Genomic DNA, 18,781 nt, shown 5'->3' with positions numbered 1-18,781 from the left:
GTGGCGGCGTCCACGGACGATGACTCAGAAGCGCTATAGTTTCCCACTATGGAACTAGCCACCGTCGCTTTCGCATTCGGTCTCGTGCTTTTTTCTGGCTTGTCGACGTCCATCGGGGGCGCGTTGGCCGTCGGAAAGCGAGAGCCAGGACCGGGGTTTATGGCGACCGCCTTGGGGCTGTCAGCGGGAGTGATGCTCTACGTGTCCTTTATGGAGATTCTCCCGGAAGGCATTGCCAAACTGGGGGAGGCCTACGGCACTGAAAAGGCTGCCACATGGGCGGGGATTATTGCGTTCTTTGTTGGCATTGCTGTCATCGCCATCATTGACCGCGCCGTGCCGGAGGAAATCAACCCGCACGAGCCGGCGACAACGGAAGAGGAAGCACGCCGCAGGAGACTCATGAAGACGGGAGTCTTTACCGCCTTCGCGCTGGCGCTGCATAACTTCCCTGAGGGGTTTGCCACGTTCCTCTCTGGGCTTGAGGCACCCGAAATTGCGATTCCGATTGCTGTGGCGATTGCTATTCACAATATTCCGGAGGGCATTGCTGTGGCGGTGCCTCTGCGCGCGGCGACGGGTTCGCGAAAGAAAGCCTTCTGGTGGGCCACCATCTCGGGTCTCGCGGAGCCTGTCGGTGCGCTCATTGGCTTTGCTATTCTTATGCCCTTTATTGGGCCGGTGACGATGGGCTTTAGCTTCGCCGCCATCGCCGGCATCATGGTCTTCATCTCCCTCGATGAGCTCTTGCCCACCGCGGAGGAGACCGGCAAGCATCACTTCGCCATTTACGGGCTCATCGCCGGTATGGCCATCATGGCGGTGTCGCTGTTGCTGTTTATGTAGGCGTTACTTCACGCGCTCCGCGGTGGCCTTGACCGCCATGATGACGGTGGCCACGACGGTGCCCAGAATGAGGCCGAAGACCATGGACATGCCGGTATCTGCCAGCCACGTCAGTGCGCCATTGCTGATGTTTTCGGTGACGCTGTGGATGAAGCCGTAGGGCTGCTCCGCACCGAACTCATGCAAGCCCTTAATGACGATGTGGCCACCGACCCACAGCATCGCGGCGGTACCGATGACGCCGATGATGTCGAGGACCACGGGCATGCCCTTGACCAGGGCGGTGCCGAGCGCGGACTCGCCGTTGTTGCGCTCCAGTAGGCCCATGCCGATGTCATCCATCTTCACCAGCACGGCGACCGCGCCATAGACGCCGAGGGTCAGGATGATGCCGACGATGATGAGGGAGGCGAGACGCATCCAGAAAGGCTGGTCAATGACCTCGTTGAGGGAGATGACCATGATTTCCGCAGAGAGAATTAGGTCGGTCGTAATAGCGGAGCGCACCAGGGAATCTTCGGCGTCTGCGCCTTCTTCCCGGACGGGTTTCTTTTCCTCCTCACCGCGGTGGAAGAGGAAGTGGATAATCTTTTCCGCGCCCTCGAAGCAGAGGTACGTACCGCCGCACATGAGAATCGGGGTGAGGGCCCACGGAGCAATCCAGGAGAGGATCAGCGCGATGGGCAAAATGATGATGAGCTTGTTGATGAGCGAGCCCTTGGTGATGCGCCAAATCATGGGCAGCTCGCGCTGCGGTTTTACGCCATCAACGAATTGTGGGGTCACAGCAGCATCGTCGACGACCACACCAACGGATTTCATGGATGTCTTGCCTGCCAGCGCTGCCACGTCATCAACGCTGGAGGCAGCGGAGCGGGCGATGAGGGCGATGTCGTCAAGCAGGGCGAACAGGCCACCGGCCATGGTTTACATCCTTTTGAGGTAGGGAGAAAAGTGCTTTCCCTAGGTTACTCGGCCGGTACGAGTTCCACATTTTCAGCCCACGTGAGCTCCATGCCCAACGTGCGCAGCCAGTTCATGGCGTCATCGCCATAGCGCGTAATACCTTCGACGGCCGTGAGGGTACGCTCCATGGCGCGCTCAGCCTCCTCAGCGCTAATGAGGCCTGTGGAGGTGGCGGCGGCGAGCTCGTCGATATCAAGCACGTCGACCGGTTCGCCGGAGGTGGAGACCAGGTCAACATACAGATCGCGCGTGGTCCACACGTCGCCGTCAATATCAATATCGGCGACATCAAAGTAGAAGTCTTGCTCCACTTCAACGCCTTCGCGGAAGTGGAAGATGCTGGCACGCAGGCCGAGCTCCGGCAGGAGCCACGATTCGAGGTAGCCAAAGCGCGGGTGGTTAGCGCCGCGGGCCATGTAGAGGCCGAAGTCGGTGACGCGGTAGGTGTCTACCTCCCGCAAAAATCCCTTGGGGTCAACGTTAGTGTTGTCCGCCGTATTAAAGGTCTCCTGCTTGACTGGATGAAGATCAGTACTCATTAGTTCACCTCGAGGAAGGCCGCGGTGGGTGGGAAAGAACATGAGGAGTCAGCAGTGTTGACCGAACCAGACAGGATAGCTACGACCGTGCCCTTACCAGTGCTGGCGCGGCCAGAAACCGTGGTGGGACCATCGGCGTTGATGCCGTTGTTGAACAGTGGGGTGGTGCCAAACTGGAGGGTATCCAGGTTGAACCACTGAACGTTCATCGAGCCCTGCTGCTCGGCGGCAGTTGGGGTTCCCAAGGCAGTGAAGAGGAAGACGGTTTCGCCTTCCCCGGCGCCAGGCGCCGGGATATCGGTAGGGCCGGGCACAGCGATGGCCGAACCGACGGAATCGCCCTGCCCGCCGATGCACTGCGCGGAGACCGTAGGCCAGTAGAACTGACGGAAGGCGGGGTTGTTGCCCTCCGGCATGGCCACGCCACCTTCACCGTCTTCACCTGCAGTGAAATTAAGTGCGGTGAGGATGACGCTACGGGCATCCTGGGGGAGCCATGGCTGTGCAGCGAAAGCGCGAACGCGTTCCTGAGTCTCCGGGGTGGGGCGGCCGAGGCCGTCCAGTGGGCTGCTGCTGTGGGCGACAGCGGCCAAGGAGGAGAGATCGGGTGCGTCAGCATGCGCGGGAGTGACGCTGAGCAGGCCCAGCATCACGGCAGCAGTGATTCCGGCAAGGCCGCGGTGGGCGGCGCTGCCGGTGGAGTGCTGTTCGTCGAGAGCCATAGATTTCCTTGTGCATCGAGACGGCACGCGCAAATAACATTAGTCACACGAGCCACAACAGTATCTGCTGACACAATATTCACTTTTTCGGCGTAGTCAACTCGAAACGAGCTCTACTGTGAGGTATGTCGGCACTCAATATGAATTCGTTACACAAGGGGCGCAATGGTGCATCGATGTAGGGGAGCGAGTATATTTGAGGGCCGTTCACACTGCTAACGCATCATGCTTGAAGGAGCACCCCACACGTGAGTAATACTGAGTTCCGTAACGTAGCCATCGTCGCACACGTTGACCACGGTAAAACCACCCTCGTCAACGGCATGCTGGAGCAGTCCGGCGCTTTCGGCGACCATGGCGAACACTCGGATCGTGTCATGGACTCCAACGATCAGGAGCGCGAGCGCGGCATCACCATTCTGGCCAAGAACACTGCTATTCACCGCAAGGGCTTGGGCAAGGATGGCGGAGATCTCATCATCAACGTCATCGATACCCCGGGCCACGCCGACTTCGGTGGCGAGGTTGAGCGCGGTATCTCCATGGTGGACGGCGTCGTGCTGCTCGTCGACGCCTCCGAAGGCCCCCTCCCGCAGACCCGCTTCGTCCTCACCAAGGCACTTGAGGCGAAGCTGCCGGTGATCATCTGCGTCAACAAGACCGACCGCCCTGATGCCCGCATCGATGAGGTTGTCAGTGAGGCTCAGGATCTTCTGTTGGAGATCGCCGCCGGCCTCGAAGATGAGGAAGCCGCTGCGGCCGCTGAGGAGCTGCTGGACCTGCCGGTGCTCTATGCCTCCGGCCGCGAGGGCAAGGCCTCCACCGAGAACCCGGGCGACGGCAACGTTCCGAATGCCGAGGACCTCCAGGCGCTTTTTGACGTCATCTACGACGTCCTCCCCGAGCCCTCCGCCTCCGTCGACGGCCCGCTGCAGGCCCATGTGACCAACCTGGACTCCGATGACTTCCTGGGCCGTATTGCTCTGCTGCGCATCTACTCCGGAACCATCAAGAAGGGCCAGCAGGTGGCCTGGATTCACTACGATGATGAAGGTGAGATGCATACCAAGACCGTCAAGGTGGCAGAGCTTTTGCGCACCGTCGGCTTCCAGCGCCAGCCCGATACCGAGGCTATCGCCGGTGACATCGTTGCGATCTCCGGTATTTCCGACATCATGATTGGTGACACCATCGCCGACGTGGAGGACCCGAAGCCGCTGCCGCGCATCAAGGTTGATGAGCCGGCCATCTCCATGACCATTGGCGTTAACACTTCTCCTATGGCTGGTCAGGGCGGCGGCGACAAGCTCACTGCCCGCATGGTCAAGGCCCGTCTGGACCAGGAGCTCATCGGTAACGTGTCCATCAAGGTGCTGCCGACCGACCGCCCGGATGCCTGGGAGGTTCAGGGCCGCGGCGAGATGGCTCTGTCCGTGCTTATTGAGAACATGCGTCGCGAAGGTTTCGAGTTGACCGTCGGCAAGCCGCAGGTGGTCACCCAGGTTATCGATGGCAAGACCATGGAGCCCTACGAGATGCTCACCATCGATTCCCCCTCCGAGCACCAGGGTGCTATCACCCAGCTGCTGGCTGGCCGCAAGGGCCAGATGCAGTCCATGGACGTGCGCGAGGGCGACTGGGTCCGCATGGTCTTCCGCATCCCTGCCCGTGGCCTGATTGGTTTCCGCACGCAGTTCCTGACCGAGACCCGCGGTGCCGGTATCGCTAACTCCATCTCCGATGGCCTAGACGTCTGGGCTGGCGAAATCAAGGCCCGCCCAACCGGCTCGCTCGTGGCTGACCGCTCCGGCCAGATCACTGCCTACGCTCTGCAGCAGCTGGCTGACCGCGGCGATTTCTTCGTCGAGCCGGGCATGGAGGCCTACGAAGGCATGGTCGTTGGTGCTAACAACCGTGATGAAGATATGGACATCAACATCACAAAGGAAAAGAAGCTCACCAACATGCGCTCCGCCACCGCGGATGCCACCGTCACTTTGGCCAAGGCGAAGACCCTGTCTCTCGATGAGGCGCTTGAGTTCTGTGGCAATGACGAGTGCGTCGAGGTTGGCCCGAAGGTGCTGCGCGTGCGCAAGGTCGAACTCTCCGCGACCGACCGCAAGCGTGCCGCTGCTCGCGCGAAGCAGCTCAACAAGTAAAGCGTTGAAGGTGTGGTGGCGTGGTCCGTTTCTCCCGATTGCTGGCTGCGTGTGTGCTGGTCAGTGGGTTGAGTGCTTGCCAGGCTAATCCTGGACCACCGCCCGTCGTGGAGGCGGACGAGCAGAGTGCGTCGCCCACCGAGTCAACTACGGAAAGCCCCACTCCAGAGGAGGATCCGGAGGAGGATGTGCTGCCTGAGCGCAGCACCGTGGCCATCGGCGTAGACCCACTGCGCGGCGGCCTTAATCCGCACCTCATCGCACATAACTCGGAGTTGGTGAGCCAGATTGCGGAGCTCGTCCTTCCCTCCGCCTTCCACGGCGATGAGATGGATACGGACGTGCTGGAATCGGCAGAGGAGATCGATGCCTCAGGTAACGTCGCCATGCGCGTGCGCTACACCATTGCCGGGCCTGCACAGTGGTCGGACGGCACGCCTATCAGCGGCTCAGATTTCCACTACCTGTGGTCACAGATTACCCGCACACCTGGGGTAAATTCGGCGTCGGGGTATCAGGCGATATCGGCAGTGAGGACGTCGGGAAGCGGCCGCGTTGTAACGGTGGACTTTAAGCAGCGCGTCGAAGACTGGCACAAGCTTTTCGCCCATTTGCTGCCCTCACATTTGCTGGAGGACAAGGAGTTTGCCTCCGTTCTCTCGGAGGGCATTCCGGCGTCGGCTGGGCGCTACATGGTGGCCGGCATGGACCGCAGCCGCGGCGTCATCACGCTGAATCGCAATGACCGCTTCTGGGGTGAGGACCCTGCGACCATTGACGTCATCCAGCTCCGCGCCCTTCGGGATACCACCCAGGCTGTGAATATGCTGCGCTCGCACCAGATTGGGTTTGCGGACTTTACTCCGCAGCAGACCAGTCTGGAGAGCCTGAGCCTGCTCAACAACGTTAACACCGGGGTAGTGACGCGCCCACGCCAGTTGCGCGTGCAGATGTCCACTCTCGAGGAGGCTTTGCCGGAAGAAGCCCAACGCCGCGCTCTGGCGTCTTTGCTCGACACCGAGCAGATCGCGCGTCTGGCCACCGGCCGCTCCTCCAACTTAGAGCCCGGCCACAATCCCTTTAGCGACCCCGTCGAGCTCTTTCCGTTACGCGAGCGCGCTGGCCGCAAGCCACTGCGCATCGCCGTCGATCCGCTCAACCCCACTGCGCTGGCGGCAGCCAACACTATCGCGGATGTGTTGCAGTCGAAGGCCATCGACGTTGAGATTGTCTCCGAACGCCTCAGTACCATTACCACGGAGCTGCTTCCCGCCGGCAAGGTGGACGTGGTCCTGGCCTGGGACGAGAATGGCAAGGATTCGTTGAGCATGGCGGACTATTTCACCTGTGCGACGTCGGGCAGCCCTGCAGGTGAGCTCAGCGGCTTCTGTCCTGAACAGGCAGAGGAGACCGCGGCGGACATTCTCGATGGTTCCCTTGACCCCATGGCTGCCCAGGAGCGGGTGAAGCAGCTTAATGCGGAGCACGTGCTCTTTGTCCCTCTGCTGAATGAGGTGCGAATTCACGCCTTGGGCAAAGGTATCGTGGGGCCCGGACAAAGCATCGAGGACTGGGATTCAGGCCTCGTCAGCGCACCGCAGTGGAGGATAGATGATGACTAAAGATCTCACCGGCTACCGCGTCGTAGCCGTGCATGCACACCCGGATGACGAGGTGCTCTTCACCGGCGGCACCCTAGCGGATATGGCTGCCCGCGGCGCCGACGTCACCGTCATTACCGCGACATTGGGCGAGGAAGGCGAGGTCATCGGCGAGCCCTACCAGTCGCTGGCGGAAAGCGATCGCCTCGGCGGCTTCCGCGCTTGGGAGCTGAAACGTGCTCTTGACGCTTTGGGCGTTCGCGGCATCCAGCTCGGCGGGTTCGGACACTTCCGCGATTCTGGCATGGCGGGTTCACCCGCACACGAGAACCCGCAGGCGCTGGTCAACCGCGTCGATGAGGCCGCATCCCTGCTCAAGGCTCACCTGGAGCGTTTGCAGCCGCATGCCGTGCTTACCTATGGCCCCGATGGCGGCTATGGCCACCCGGACCACATTGCGGTGCACCGCGCGGTTCATGCGGCCGCGGCGCCCGAGCAGCGCATCTGGTGGGCCATTTTCGAGCGCGCTGCCCACTACCGCGCGCTGGAGTCCATCACCCCGCCGGAGGGCTGGAGCCTGCCGGATAAGGCCTACCTGGATAACTTCACCACCGAAGGTTTCGACGTGGCCTATGCGCTTGCCGACGTCCCCCTCGCCTCCAAACGCGCCGCCATGCTTGCCCACGCCACACAAATCTGGCTGGCTGATGGCTCGCTCACCCCCGTCAATCCGCAGGCCGCCCAGGCTGGACTCAGTAACCCCGCTGAAGTACCCGCTGCCTACGCGCTGTCCAACCTGCTCACCATGCCGCTGCTGCGCCACGAGTATTACCAACTAGGTCAGGGGACTGCACAGGATACGTTGCTGGGGGAGAAGTGAACGAGCGCGCCATCCGCACAGATTTCTCTCGCGGCGAGCAAATAGGTGGCCTCGTGTGGCTGGTGTTGGGAGCACTATGCTCGCTGACCCTCGAGGTGGTGTACCTCACCGCACGCGTGCCGTGGTTCGACGGAACCAGCGTTTCTTTCCCCATCACTATCCTCATCGCCTTCTGGTTCAATGGGGTGCTCACGCGCACAGCGCGGCTATGGAGTGAGAATCCCTACATCGCGGGGTTGCCGGGATTCGCTTGGGCGGGCGGATTCTTCGCATTCCTGCTGGGAGGAGCCATCGGTGATGGTTCCTTGCTGGCCAATAATATTCTTAGCCTGCTCCTGTTGACAGCGGGAATCGCGGGTAGCGTTTGGCCATTTTTTAAGCCGGAGTAGCATACTGTTATTCGTAGAAAACCCGTGACACACAGGAGTTTGAACCCCTTATGACTTACACCATCGCGCAGCCTTGCGTCGACGTGATGGACCGCGGCTGCGTTGAAGAGTGCCCGGTCGACTGCATCTACGAGGGCAAGCGCATGCTCTACATCCACCCGGACGAGTGCGTGGACTGTGGCGCCTGCGAGCCTGCTTGCCCGGTCGAAGCCATTTTCTACGAGGACGATGTTCCGGATGAGTGGCTTGATTACAACGACGCCAACGCTGCCTTCTTCGATGATCTTGGTTCCCCGGGCGGCGCGGCTGCGCTGGGACCGCAGGACTTCGACGTCCCGATGATTGCCGCACTCCCGCCCCAGAACCAGGAGTAGACCATGAGCCGCACGCCGCTCGGAGATGCTCTTCCGGATTTCCCCTGGAACTCCTTGGCTGATGCCAAGAAGAAGGCCCAGGCCCACCCGGATGGAATCGTGGACCTCTCTGTAGGCAACCCAGTTGATCCGGTCGCACCCGGTGTGCAGCTAGCTCTTTCTTCTGTAGCGGAAGCTCCTGGCTACCCACAGACGCAGGGCACCCCGGAGCTGCGGGAGGCCATAGCGAAGGCTTTGGAACGCCGCTACCACATGCAGGTGGACGCGGTTCTGCCGGTCATCGGCACCAAGGAAGCCATCGCCTGGCTGCCCACCTTGCTGGGCATGCGCGGCCAGACCGTCGCCTTCCCTACGGTGGCATACCCCACCTACGAGGTCGGTGCCCTTCTGGCTGGCGCCAAGCCCCTTCGTGCGGACGAGGACTTCCAGGACGCCTCGCTCGTGTTCATCAATTCGCCGTCGAATCCGACGGGCCGGGTGTTGGGCGTCGAGAAGCTGCGCGAAATCGTCGCTTGGGCGCGCGCGAAAAATGCCATCGTGGCCTCCGACGAGTGCTACATGAGCCTCGGCTGGGATGACGCGAACCCGCCCGTATCCATCCTGGACCCGCGCGTGACCGACGGTGACAATACCGGGCTCATCGCTATGCATTCGCTGTCCAAGACCGCGAACATGGCGTCCTACCGCGCCGGTTTCTTTGCCGGCGATCCCGAACTCATCGCCGAGCTGCTGGAGCTGCGCAAGCACGCAGGGCTCATCGTTCCGGGCCCCATCCAGGCCGCCATGGTCGCCGCGCTTGACGACGACCCCTCCGAAGCCCTCCAACGCCAGCGCTACGCCACCCGCCGCGCCAAGCTTATGCGCGCGCTGACCGACGCCGGTTTCACCATCGAGCATTCGGAGGCCGGCATGTACCTGTGGGCTACGCGTGGTGAGAATTGCCGGGCGACCGTCGATTGGCTGGCAGAACGTGGCATCCTCGTCGCCCCCGGTGATTTTTATGGTCCCGCCGGCGAACAGTACGTGCGCATTGGCTTGAACGGCACTGATGAGCGCATCGCCGCAGCTGTGGCCCGCTTGGCTGCGTAAATGGCCTTTCGCCCACCAGCGCGCGAAGGTATTAGCCCGCGCAAGGTGATGCTTACTGGCATCGTGCCTGCTTCTCCTACCTACTGGGCAGGGGAGGCGGGCGATTCCGCGTTTTCGTCCGGGACCCGCTTGGAGCCAGGCACTCTACTTCCTGGGCCCACGTTGGCGTGGTATCACCCTTCTATCCCGCGTGAAGAACCCATTCCTTTTGACTACCGGGTGGTATATGAGGACGGGGACCTGATAGTCGTCGATAAGCCGCACTTCTTACCCACGACGTCAAATGGGCGCATCGTGCGTGAAACCCTGCAGACCCGCCTGCGCGTCGATTTCGGGGAGGACGAGATTGTGCCGCTGCACCGTCTGGATAGGCTGACTGCGGGGCTAGTGTTGTGCTCGCGAAATCCCCGCACACGGTCTAGCTACCAGCGTCTTTTTCAGGAGCGCGCGGTGCTGAAGCACTATCAAGCTCGAGTGGCCACTCCCTTTTCTTTTGACGGTACGGTCCGCCTAGGCATGCGGCGTGTGCGCGGTGAGCGTCAAGTGCGCGTGGATCCTTCGGGGACTCTCACGGAGACTCGCGTGCGTGCGCAGGGCACGCTTGTCGACGTCTGGCCCCTCACCGGCCATACCCACCAAATTCGCGTGGTGCTCAATCACCTGGGCCATCCGATTCTGGGCGATGATACCTATCCCGTCGACCGCAGGCTGGCGCTTTACGATTTTTCTTCACCGCTGCAGCTTGCGCACGTCGCGATGAGCTTTCCTGACCCCATCAGTGGCCGTGAGCGTGTGTTTCAGCGTGCGTACGGCGCGCGTTTTTAGTTTGGGCTAGGCGAGGGACTAAACTCGTACGAAGTTTTATTCATCAATATTGAGCATTCTGCATGAAGGGTGGGTCCATGGCGGACTTGAGCTTTGCTCGCTTTGCCTCGAACCTTGGCCAGTTCATCAAGTTCGGACTGGTAGGCGGTTCGGGCACGCTGGTCAACATTGCGACCTCCATCGTGGCCGCGAAGTGCGGCCTGGCATGGTTTGGTGCCACCCCGCATGATGCGATGTTCAACCTCTTTGGCACCCAGTTCCACGTGCGCTGGTTCATGCTCTTTTCCACCATCGCCTTCCTCGTGGCCAATACGTGGAACTACCAGCTCAACCGCATGTGGACCTTCAAGTCCGTGAACAAGGTGTCGTGGTTGCGCGGATTCTTGCCATTCCTCATCACCGGATTTGGCGCCTATTTGGTAACTCTCGCGGTGCAGTACTTGCTCATGAATCCGACCTCGCCGCTGCAGCTTCCGCCTCATATCTTCGATGACACCACCGGCTTCCGCACGATGTACTACTGGGCGAATGCCATTTCCATCGTGGTGGCCATGCCCATCAATTTTGTGTTCAACAAGCTGTGGACTTTCCGCTCCAAGCCTAAACAGCCAGTAGTAGTCCACGAGACTGAGCCCGCATAAGCCTCGTTGCCGCTTCTCGATACGGCTTCACCGCCTCGCGGCCTTTCTGCTGCCTCGCCACCCTTCACCCCTTCTGCTTTTAAGCCTCGCCACCCTTCACGCTCACAGGCGTTCGGATGCGGGGACTTTGTGCTACTCCCGTGAGCGCGAAGGTCGGGGCCTCCACCCATCTCTCCCTTCACGCTCACGGGAAACACTCATTCTGCGAGGATCTTGCATTCGGTGAGCGCCAAGGGCAGGTAGTACAAGAAGAGCAGCCACCACCAGAACAGCAGCCACCACCAGAACAGCAGCCGACACCCTTCGCGCTCACCGGAATGAGAAAACAGCAACACCCGCCGTCCGCGGTGAGCGCGAAGGGCGGGCCGGAAAATGTAAGCGGCTAGTCCTCGAGCTCGGCGTCGAGGCGAGCCTGGTCGCGACGATGCTGGCGACGTCGGATGAAAGGCGTCAGGATTACCACCGTGATGACACCAGCTCCAGCGCCAATGAGGTAGGCAGCGGGCTCAGGTGCATAGGCGTTAAACGCAATACCGGTGAACATAACTGCGAGCGGGATGAGGTACAGGACCATGGCGAGCCAATTGCGGCCAACGAACGGGATGGCGACGCGGCGGCGCAGCCACACCGTGCTGATGATATTTCCGATAACTGAAGGCACGAGGGCAAGGAGGCAAAGCAAACTCATCTTACCTGGGAGCACCCACGCGAGAATCGCAGCGACGACGAGCTCGAGGAACTGGATTAGGGGTGCCGCAATGGTGCAGGTTTTGTAGAAAGTCTCGCGCTCGTATTCGTCGTGTGAGACACGTTCGATTTCTCGAAGAGAGTAGTTGGCAATTGCATTAATCATGTTGATCATCTCCAAAAATTTCCTCGACGGTTTTTCCAAGTTCACGGCAGATGTCTAGGGCAAGATGCACTGAAGGGGAATAGTTGCCGCGTTCAATGTTCGCGATGGTCTGGCGGGAGACGCCTGCTCTTTCGGCGAGTTCAGCCTGTGATAGCTCGAGCCAGCGTCGCCATTTGCGGACCATGTTGGGGTTGTCGGGCATCGAACCTCCTATACGGTATGTCGCGCTTACATGACTTAGTGTAAAGAATAATTGACACTAAGGCAACCGTTGTAGGCATAAATGCCACATCCAATAGGGCTGAGTCACGCACGAGGGCAGTTGTGGCTTTCGGCCTTTGAGCAGCTCAAGCGTCGCTTTAATGAGGTCGAGCGCATCATCGAGATGGTAGCGGATATCGTCGGCAGTAAAGCGCAAAACTGTGTAACCATGAGCGACAGCCGCATTTTGTTTCGACCGATCAGCCTGAAAAACCTCACTGCTTTTGTGGTACTGCCAGCCATCAACTTCGATGATGAGTTTGTCAATGAGAAAATCAAAGCGATACCCCGCGATGAGCACATTGTGTTCCGGGTAAATTCCTTTCGCCCGCAAACTCCGGCTGAGCTCGCGCTCCGACCGGCTATCCGTGCCTATCGGCGTGTTGCGAATCGCTTCCTTTAGCCTTCGGGGCACTCGCCGCATCCTCTGCTGGTCTTTGTCTAAGCGCCCGGGCCCGTCCTTGCCGCGATAATGCTTCTCCAGCAAAGGGCCGCTCGCGCCAGCTATTCGACGCGCCGACCATAACGCCTCGACAACGGGCAAGCCTCCAACCTTGGTTATTGCGCGAAGCCGCGAATGCGTCACGCGAAAAGTCTTCCCCTTAAGAGTTCGCGGCCCCTCGGCTTCCAGCGGAAACGTCAGCTGTCGCCCAAGGAAAATCTCTTGCGCAGTCTTGCCGGTGAAATGAATGTTGCTCAACCCGTGCACCAAAGCCCGCGCGACCGCCAGCGGCGTCCACTCGTCGGTGTAAATCCCTCGATGCACACGGAAGAGCGTGCGCTCACGGAGCCTTTGCCTGATAGCTTCTTTGCTGAGTCCCTGTGCGCGCAATTCTGCGGTTGTCCATGTTCTCATAGCACCGAAAATAAGCAGTGCTTAGCGACGCCCCCATCACCCCAACCTCAGCCTGTGGACAACTAGCCTCCACGAGCGGCCCCCAGGGCTCGATTCGTGTTCTCCTGTGGATAACTTCCCTTCGCGCTCACCGGCGGATGGGGGAGTGTGGTATTGGAGGCTGGTTGTGAGCGCGTAGAGCTGAGGACAGGCCACCGACCCGTCCCCAGCCAACAAACACCGCCCCTCGCGCTCACGGGGAGAGTTGAAGTGGCGCTCTGGTGGTCGCCGGTGAGCGCGAAGGGAGGGAAAGAGGCGCGGGATTAGCTCACAACGCCCTTTGCGCTCACGGGGAGAGTTGAAGTGGCGCTCTGGTGGTCGCCGGTGAGCGCGAAGGGATGGGGAAGGGCGCGGCGTGGTGCGATTTTAGCCCCAAACGCCCTTTGCGCTCACGGGGCGCGTCGAAGCGGCGCTCTGGTGGTCGCCGGTGAGCGCGAAGGGATGGGGAAGGGCGCGGGGCGGTGCGAGAGTAGCCCTAAACGCCCTTTGCGCTCACGGGGCGAGTCGAAGCGGCGCTCTGGTGGTCGCTGGTGAGCGCGAAGGGAGGGTTGGGGGAAGGGAGAATTGGGGAGAGAACGGCAGGGGGAGAGGAGAGATGGGGAGAGAACGGCAGTGAAAGAGATAGTAGTGGAGAGAAGAGAGGAGCTTGAGCTTAGCGCGTTTCTAGCTCAGCAGTGGTAGGCAGCGGGAGGCGAGCCGTTGGGGCGATGCCGCGGGCCTTTGCGTTGATAACGCCGGCGACGGCGAGCACCGCGAACATGGAGGCGGCGGAGAGGAGTTGGATGCGGGCGGAGGCGTCGGTAAGCATGAGCACCGCAATGGCAGCAAAGAGTGCCAGGGCGAACCACGTGAGGTAGGGAAAGGCCCACATGCGCACTGGTAGCGGGTGGATGGCCTCAAGTTGGGGGCGCAACCGCAATTGGCTGACTGCAATGAAGACCCACACGATGAGCAGGGAAGCACCGGCTGCGTTGAGCATGAAGGACAAAAGCCAGCCGGTATCGGCGTAGTTGAGCACGACCATGACCACGGACAGCGCCACGGAGAGAGCAATGGCGGTTGTGGGAACGCCGCGACGATCGGTAGTAGCGAAGAGTTTGGGAGCCTCGCCGCGGGAGGCCAGTGAATGCATCATGCGCGAAGAGGCGTAAATCTGCGCGTTGAAGGCGGAGAGCAGCGCGAGGACGATGACGACCTCCATGATGAGCGCAGCGGCGGGGATGCCGGCGCGGTCGAGCACCATGGTGAAGGGCGATTCGGCAGCGGACTGCGCGGAGCCCAACGAGGAGTAAGGCAGGAGGAAGGTGATGACGAGGACGGACCCGAGGTAGAACACCGAAATGCGCGTAATCGTGGTGCGTACGGCGTTGACGAGGGACTTCTCGGGGTCCTCGGACTCGGCAGCTGCGATGGCGACGACCTCAATGCCGCCGAAGGCGAAGGCTACAGCAAGCAGGCCGGCGGCGACGCCGCCGAGGCCGTTAGGCATGAAGCCGTCTTCGAGGAAGACCGACGTGCCGATGAATGGGTGGCCGGGCAGGAGACCAAAGACAAGGAGCGCGCCGATGATAAGGAAGAGGACAATGACGGCGACCTTGATGAAGGCGAACCAGTACTCGAACTCGCCAAACATGCGCACACGCAGCAGGTTAATGAGGCCGAAGAGCGCGACACAGATGGCAGCAGGGATCCACGGCGGGCAGTCGAACCAGGCGCCGATGAATCCAGCGGCACCGGTGATTTCGGCGCCAAGAACAGCGACGGTGGCCAGCCAATAAATCCAGCCTTGAGTAAAACCAGCCCAACGACCAATGCCGTGCTCCGCGTATTCGGAGAAAGAGCCGGAGGCGGGGATGACCGTGCCCATTTCACCAAGCATCTGCATGACGAGGATGGCAAGGAAACCAGCGATGAGATAGGCCAAAAGGACAGCCGGGCCGGCGGCAGAAATGCCCACGCCGGTACCCAAGAAAAGGCCCGCGCCAATGGTGGAACCGAGTCCCATCATGGTGAGATGGCGAACCTTGAGGCCGCTGCCGAGCGAGCGAGTAGAAGAATCGTTTTGAGCAGTCACCTTTAGCATTCTAGGCAGCTGCCAAGGCGTTTGGGCATAAAGGGGCGATTTTATAGCGCTTGTGCACAAAGCGGAGGGCTCAAGTCCACGATCGCGAAAGGCCCCCGCAGAAACGGGGGCCTCAAGTAACAGCGCTTAGTTCTTGTGCAGGTCCTCGTTGAGGGCCACGGCATCGGACTTCCAGTCCACTGCCTCCACAGAGCCGGACACGGAGTTGCGGCGCAGCAGCACGCCCGAGACACCAGAGAGCTGGGCGCCCTTAACGGTGTCGCCCTCAGCAACATCGAGCGCCTGCGCGATCTTGCCAAAGACGGCAATCTTGGTGCCGGCGGTGACGTAGAGGCCGGCTTCGACAACGGAGTCGTCGCCAAGCGAAATACCAATGCCGGAGTTAGCGCCGAGCAGGCAGCGCTCACCGATGGAGATGACCTCCTTGCCGCCGCCGGACAGAGTACCCATGATGGAGGCACCGCCGCCGATATCGGAGCCATCGCCCACGACGACGCCCGCAGAGATTCGGCCCTCGACCATGGAAGCGCCCAGGGTGCCAGCGTTGAAGTTCACGAAGCCCTCGTGCATCACAGTGGTGCCCTCAGCCAAGTGAGCGCCCAGGCGAACGCGGTCGGCGTCACCAATGCGCACGCCGGACGGAACAACGTAGTCCACCATGCGCGGGAACTTATCCACGGAGTAGACCACAACCGGGCCGCGGGAGGCGAGGCGGCCGCGGACCATCTGGAAATCGGCAACGGCGCAGGGGCCGTAGTTGGTCCACACCACGTTGGCAAGCTTGCCGAAGATGCCATCGACATTCAGGCCGTGAGGCTTGACTGCGCGGTGAGAGAGCAAGTGAAGGCGCAGGTAAGCGTCGTACGTATCGGCCGGGGCTTCGTCCAGATCCTTGATGGTGGTTTCCACAGCGATGCGGGCCACGCCGCGCTCTTCATCCGGACCAACGAGTTCGGCGAACTGCTGCGGAGTCTCCTCCAAGCGCTTGGTGCCGCTGGCATCTACAGGGGTATCGAGGTGGACTGCTGGGAACCAGACGTCCAAGACGGTGCCGTCGTGGGTAATGGTTGCCAGGCCACGTGCGGAAGCAGTAGTCATAGCGTCACACCCTAGCAGCTACGCGTCTGAGTGTCGCTTCTTCCTACCCGGGAGTAGGTAGAAGATCACAATGAGCCCGGCGGTCAGGATGAGAACGGCAATGACTTGGTTGCGGGCGGAGGCGTCGAAGAGCATGAGCAGAGTCAGGCCCACCAGGGCCAGCACGGTCAGCCACGGCAGCCACGGGTAGCCCGGAACGCGCAGCGTGGAGAGTTCACCATTGGCCTGGAGCTGAGGATGCAGCTTGATGTAGGAGGCCACGATGAAGCACCAGATCACCAAGAGGCAACCGCCCACCGCGTTAAAGAGGAAGGCCAGCAGCCCCGGCGGATTCCAATACTGCAGCACCACTGATGCGAAGGCGAAGATAATGGACAGCAGCACCGCGAAGACGGGGGAGCCGGAGGTATTGGTCTTTAAGAAGACGTGGTGCGCGCTGTGGTCCTTGGCCATGTCGAAGACCAAACGGGAGGTGGCGTAAATCTGCGCGTTGAAGGCAGAGAGCAGCGCGAGGGCGATAATGGCTTCCATAAAGCCGGCAGCGAAGGGAATCTGCGCTGCGGCCAAAACGAGAGTGAAGGGCGAATCAGCGGCGACGTCAGCATCCTGGATGGAGCTAAAAGGCAGCGCCATTGTGATGACAAGGATGGAGCCGATGTAGAAGACCATGATGCGCACGATGATGGCGCGGACCGCCGTAGCCACGTTGTGGGCGGGGTCCTCGGATTCGGCCGCGGCAATCGTCACCAACTCGATACCGCCGAAAGCAAAGGCCACGGCCAAAAGGCCGGCAGCAAATCCCGGCCCGCCGTTGGGTAGGAAGTTTTCCGTGAAGTTGTGACCGGCCACGGAGAGATCCATACCGGGCAAAATTCCTAGAGCCATGAGTACACCGACGCCAAGAAAGGCCACGATAGTGGCCACCTTGATAATGGCGAACCAGAATTCAAACTCGCCAAAACCACCTACGGCCGCAAAGTTGACCACCGCAACGAAAATCACGGCCACCAAGGCGGGAATCCACGGATCCACGCCAAACCAGTTGGAGACGATGGCCGCGGCACCGGTGATTTCAGCTCCCATAACCATGACGAGCATGAACCAATAAATCCAGCCCAGAGTAAAACGCGCCCAGGGCCCGAAAGCCTGGCCCGCATAGGTAGAGAAAGCTCCCAGGGAAGGTCGGGCAGAGGTCATTTCGCCGAGCATCCACATCACCAAGGCGATGAGGACGCCAGCTACTACATAGGAGACGAGGATAGACGTGCCGGAGACCTGGATTCCTAGTCCTACGCCGAGGAAGAGACCCGCGCCTACCGCTGAGCCGAGGCCCATCATGGTGAGGTGTCGGGTTTTGAGTTGTGTGGCCGCAGCCATGTGAGATCACCTTTAACAACGTTGATTTTTTGCAACGGGAAGTACTTTACGCAATGCACTAACTGACGGGGAACGCTAGCATGGCGGGTTGTGACTTTAAATCTCTTCGCCGACCCCATTGAGCTCACCAAGGCACTGGTGGATATCCCCAGTCCCTCTCACCACGAGGAGGCTATTGCCGCTGCCGTCGAAGAGGCTCTGCGCGGCTTGGACCAGAGCAAGGTCGAGGTTGAGCGTTACGGCAATACTGTCTGTGCCCGCACCAATCGCGGTCTGAAGACTCGCGTCGTGCTCGCGGGCCACATCGATACCGTGCCGCTGGCCGATAACGTGCCTCACACCATGTCGGAAGACGGCACCACCATGTATGGCTGCGGCACCGTGGACATGAAGTCCGGCATGGCCGTCTACCTCAATGCCTTTGCGCAGCTCTATGACTCAGAGGAGCTCAAGCACGATCTCACCGTCATCGCCTATGAGGGCGAGGAGGTGGCCACCGAGTTCAACGGCTTGGGCCATCTGCAGAAGGATCACCCGGAGTGGTTGCAGGGAGACCTCGCGCTGCTGGGCGAACCGTCCGGCGCCATGATTGAGGCCGGCTGCCAGGGCACCATCCGCCTGCGCGTGACAGCACATGGCACCCGCGCGCACTCGGCCCGCGCCTGGTTGGGCTCCAATGCCGCGCACACCTTGGCCCCGGTGATGATGAACGTGGCCAACTACCAGCCGCGTGACGTGGAGATTGACGGCTGTACCTACAAGGAAGGCCTCAATATCGTGCACCTGGAATCCGGCGTGGCCACCAATACCATTCCGGATGAAGCCTGGATGTTCGTCAACTTCCGCTTCGCGCCCGACCGCACCGCGGAGGAGGCGTTGGCGCACATGAAGGAGGTCATCGGCGAGCATGAAAATGTCAGCATTGAGATTGATGACATCGCCAGTGCCGCCATGCCAGGCCTGGGCCAGCCGGCGGCGCGTGCGCTTGTCGACGCCGTCGGGGGCAACGTCCGCGCCAAGTACGGCTGGACCGACGTCGCCCGCTTCTCCGAGATGGGAACCCCAGCCGTCAACTTTGGCTCCGGCGATCCAGGCTTTGCTCACAAGAAGGACGAACAAGTCCCCGTCGAGCAGATTACCGAGGTCTCTCACGCTCTCTTGAACTACCTGAAGGGATAATCCA

Annotated in this window: 19 protein-coding genes; 10 read left to right on the top strand and 9 right to left on the bottom strand. The window is 60.9% G+C overall.

Going from position 1 to position 18,781, the window contains the following annotated elements:
• The first annotated feature begins 48 nt into the window (after positions 1-48).
• Entirely contained in the window at positions 49-846 is a 798-nt protein-coding gene (zupT, locus tag QP922_RS09010) for a zinc transporter ZupT (RefSeq protein WP_070671876.1), read from the top strand.
• A gap of 3 nt (positions 847-849) precedes the next feature.
• Here zupT and QP922_RS09005 read toward each other — a convergent pair whose 3' ends face one another.
• From QP922_RS09005 to QP922_RS08995, 3 genes are read right to left on the bottom strand one after another with little or no spacing between them, the layout of a single operon-like run.
• Complete coding sequence (locus QP922_RS09005) at positions 850-1,770, bottom strand: DUF808 domain-containing protein (protein ID WP_070671874.1); 921 nt, start codon at positions 1,768-1,770, stop codon at positions 850-852.
• A 44-nt stretch (positions 1,771-1,814) separates the two neighbouring features.
• Positions 1,815-2,351, bottom strand: a complete 537-nt coding sequence (locus QP922_RS09000; RefSeq protein WP_039674795.1) for a ribonuclease FAU-1 family protein — start codon at positions 2,349-2,351, stop codon at positions 1,815-1,817.
• On the bottom strand, positions 2,351-3,073 hold the full coding sequence (locus QP922_RS08995) for an Rv1157c family protein (RefSeq protein WP_284809022.1): 723 nt from the start codon (positions 3,071-3,073) through the stop codon (positions 2,351-2,353). The genes QP922_RS09000 and QP922_RS08995 overlap by 1 nt, the downstream gene beginning before the upstream one ends.
• Before the next feature lie 248 nt (positions 3,074-3,321).
• Between QP922_RS08995 and typA the strand changes: the two genes are divergently transcribed.
• The 8 genes from typA (at position 3,322) to QP922_RS08955 (ending at position 11,031) form a co-directional block, all read left to right on the top strand.
• The gene (typA, locus tag QP922_RS08990) at positions 3,322-5,232 is read left to right on the top strand and encodes a translational GTPase TypA (protein ID WP_070671867.1); all 1,911 of its coding nucleotides are present in this window, start codon (positions 3,322-3,324) and stop codon (positions 5,230-5,232) included.
• Positions 5,233-5,252: 20 nt separating this feature from the next.
• The gene (locus tag QP922_RS08985) at positions 5,253-6,854 is read left to right on the top strand and encodes an ABC transporter family substrate-binding protein (RefSeq protein WP_284809019.1); all 1,602 of its coding nucleotides are present in this window, start codon (positions 5,253-5,255) and stop codon (positions 6,852-6,854) included.
• Positions 6,844-7,713, top strand: a complete 870-nt coding sequence (locus QP922_RS08980; RefSeq protein WP_284809018.1) for a PIG-L family deacetylase — start codon at positions 6,844-6,846, stop codon at positions 7,711-7,713. The genes QP922_RS08985 and QP922_RS08980 overlap by 11 nt, the downstream gene beginning before the upstream one ends.
• Positions 7,710-8,102, top strand: coding sequence for a hypothetical protein (locus QP922_RS08975; RefSeq protein WP_284809017.1), 393 nt, complete (start codon positions 7,710-7,712; stop codon positions 8,100-8,102). Before QP922_RS08980 ends, QP922_RS08975 begins: the two co-directional genes overlap by 4 nt.
• A 50-nt stretch (positions 8,103-8,152) precedes the next feature.
• Positions 8,153-8,476 (top strand): ferredoxin, encoded by a 324-nt coding sequence (fdxA, locus tag QP922_RS08970; protein WP_005327491.1) that lies wholly within the window; start codon positions 8,153-8,155, stop codon positions 8,474-8,476.
• A gap of 3 nt (positions 8,477-8,479) precedes the next feature.
• Positions 8,480-9,565, top strand: a complete 1,086-nt coding sequence (gene dapC / locus QP922_RS08965) for a succinyldiaminopimelate transaminase (RefSeq protein ID WP_284809016.1) — start codon at positions 8,480-8,482, stop codon at positions 9,563-9,565.
• Positions 9,566-10,390, top strand: a complete 825-nt coding sequence (locus QP922_RS08960; protein WP_284809015.1) for a pseudouridine synthase — start codon at positions 9,566-9,568, stop codon at positions 10,388-10,390.
• A 77-nt stretch (positions 10,391-10,467) separates the two neighbouring features.
• The gene (locus QP922_RS08955; protein WP_070671856.1) at positions 10,468-11,031 is read left to right on the top strand and encodes a GtrA family protein; all 564 of its coding nucleotides are present in this window, start codon (positions 10,468-10,470) and stop codon (positions 11,029-11,031) included.
• Positions 11,032-11,413: 382 nt separating this feature from the next.
• On the opposite strand, the gene QP922_RS08950 is transcribed toward QP922_RS08955, so the two are convergent.
• From QP922_RS08950 to QP922_RS08925, 6 genes are all read right to left on the bottom strand, one after another.
• Entirely contained in the window at positions 11,414-11,884 is a 471-nt protein-coding gene (locus tag QP922_RS08950; RefSeq protein WP_284809013.1) for a transcriptional regulator, read from the bottom strand.
• Positions 11,877-12,086 (bottom strand): helix-turn-helix transcriptional regulator, encoded by a 210-nt coding sequence (locus QP922_RS08945; RefSeq protein ID WP_039674807.1) that lies wholly within the window; start codon positions 12,084-12,086, stop codon positions 11,877-11,879. The genes QP922_RS08950 and QP922_RS08945 overlap by 8 nt, the downstream gene beginning before the upstream one ends.
• A gap of 57 nt (positions 12,087-12,143) precedes the next feature.
• Positions 12,144-13,001 carry a DUF559 domain-containing protein gene (locus tag QP922_RS08940; RefSeq protein ID WP_070671852.1) on the bottom strand — a complete coding sequence of 286 codons (858 nt, stop codon included), beginning with the start codon at positions 12,999-13,001 and terminating at the stop codon, positions 12,144-12,146.
• A 691-nt stretch (positions 13,002-13,692) separates the two neighbouring features.
• Positions 13,693-15,123: an amino acid permease gene (locus QP922_RS08935; RefSeq protein WP_284809012.1), complete on the bottom strand. Its 1,431-nt coding sequence runs from the start codon at positions 15,121-15,123 to the stop codon at positions 13,693-13,695.
• Between the two features lie 126 nt (positions 15,124-15,249).
• Positions 15,250-16,221 carry a 2,3,4,5-tetrahydropyridine-2,6-dicarboxylate N-succinyltransferase gene (dapD, locus tag QP922_RS08930; RefSeq protein WP_284809011.1) on the bottom strand — a complete coding sequence of 324 codons (972 nt, stop codon included), beginning with the start codon at positions 16,219-16,221 and terminating at the stop codon, positions 15,250-15,252.
• 18 nt (positions 16,222-16,239) lie between these two features.
• Entirely contained in the window at positions 16,240-17,598 is a 1,359-nt protein-coding gene (locus QP922_RS08925) for an amino acid permease (RefSeq protein WP_284809010.1), read from the bottom strand.
• 90 nt (positions 17,599-17,688) lie between these two features.
• Here QP922_RS08925 and dapE point away from each other — a divergent pair, with 90 nt between their 5' ends.
• On the top strand, positions 17,689-18,777 hold the full coding sequence (gene dapE / locus QP922_RS08920; RefSeq protein ID WP_284809008.1) for a succinyl-diaminopimelate desuccinylase: 1,089 nt from the start codon (positions 17,689-17,691) through the stop codon (positions 18,775-18,777).
• Positions 18,778-18,781 lie beyond the last annotated feature (4 nt).

This window comes from Corynebacterium sp. MSK218 (assembly GCF_030232655.1).
Classification (GTDB): domain Bacteria; phylum Actinomycetota; class Actinomycetes; order Mycobacteriales; family Mycobacteriaceae; genus Corynebacterium.
Note: the sequence above shows the minus strand (reverse complement) of the source record. Positions and strands in the feature narration are given on the sequence as shown.

Excerpts from the sequence above, each read along its gene's own strand:
- zupT (WP_070671876.1), top strand. The coding sequence starts at position 49 with ATGGAACTAGCCACCGTCGCTTTCGCATTCGGTCTCGTGCTTTTTTCT.
- QP922_RS09005 (WP_070671874.1), bottom strand. The coding sequence starts at position 1,770 with ATGGCCGGTGGCCTGTTCGCCCTGCTTGACGACATCGCCCTCATCGCC.
- QP922_RS09000 (WP_039674795.1), bottom strand. The coding sequence starts at position 2,351 with ATGAGTACTGATCTTCATCCAGTCAAGCAGGAGACCTTTAATACGGCG.
- QP922_RS08995 (WP_284809022.1), bottom strand. The coding sequence starts at position 3,073 with ATGGCTCTCGACGAACAGCACTCCACCGGCAGCGCCGCCCACCGCGGC.
- QP922_RS08980 (WP_284809018.1), top strand. The coding sequence starts at position 6,844 with ATGATGACTAAAGATCTCACCGGCTACCGCGTCGTAGCCGTGCATGCA.
- fdxA (WP_005327491.1), top strand. The coding sequence starts at position 8,153 with ATGACTTACACCATCGCGCAGCCTTGCGTCGACGTGATGGACCGCGGC.
- dapC (WP_284809016.1), top strand. The coding sequence starts at position 8,480 with ATGAGCCGCACGCCGCTCGGAGATGCTCTTCCGGATTTCCCCTGGAAC.
- QP922_RS08960 (WP_284809015.1), top strand. The coding sequence starts at position 9,566 with ATGGCCTTTCGCCCACCAGCGCGCGAAGGTATTAGCCCGCGCAAGGTG.
- QP922_RS08955 (WP_070671856.1), top strand. The coding sequence starts at position 10,468 with ATGGCGGACTTGAGCTTTGCTCGCTTTGCCTCGAACCTTGGCCAGTTC.
- QP922_RS08950 (WP_284809013.1), bottom strand. The coding sequence starts at position 11,884 with ATGATTAATGCAATTGCCAACTACTCTCTTCGAGAAATCGAACGTGTC.
- QP922_RS08945 (WP_039674807.1), bottom strand. The coding sequence starts at position 12,086 with ATGCCCGACAACCCCAACATGGTCCGCAAATGGCGACGCTGGCTCGAG.
- QP922_RS08940 (WP_070671852.1), bottom strand. The coding sequence starts at position 13,001 with ATGAGAACATGGACAACCGCAGAATTGCGCGCACAGGGACTCAGCAAA.
- QP922_RS08935 (WP_284809012.1), bottom strand. The coding sequence starts at position 15,123 with ATGCTAAAGGTGACTGCTCAAAACGATTCTTCTACTCGCTCGCTCGGC.
- dapD (WP_284809011.1), bottom strand. The coding sequence starts at position 16,221 with ATGACTACTGCTTCCGCACGTGGCCTGGCAACCATTACCCACGACGGC.
- QP922_RS08925 (WP_284809010.1), bottom strand. The coding sequence starts at position 17,598 with ATGGCTGCGGCCACACAACTCAAAACCCGACACCTCACCATGATGGGC.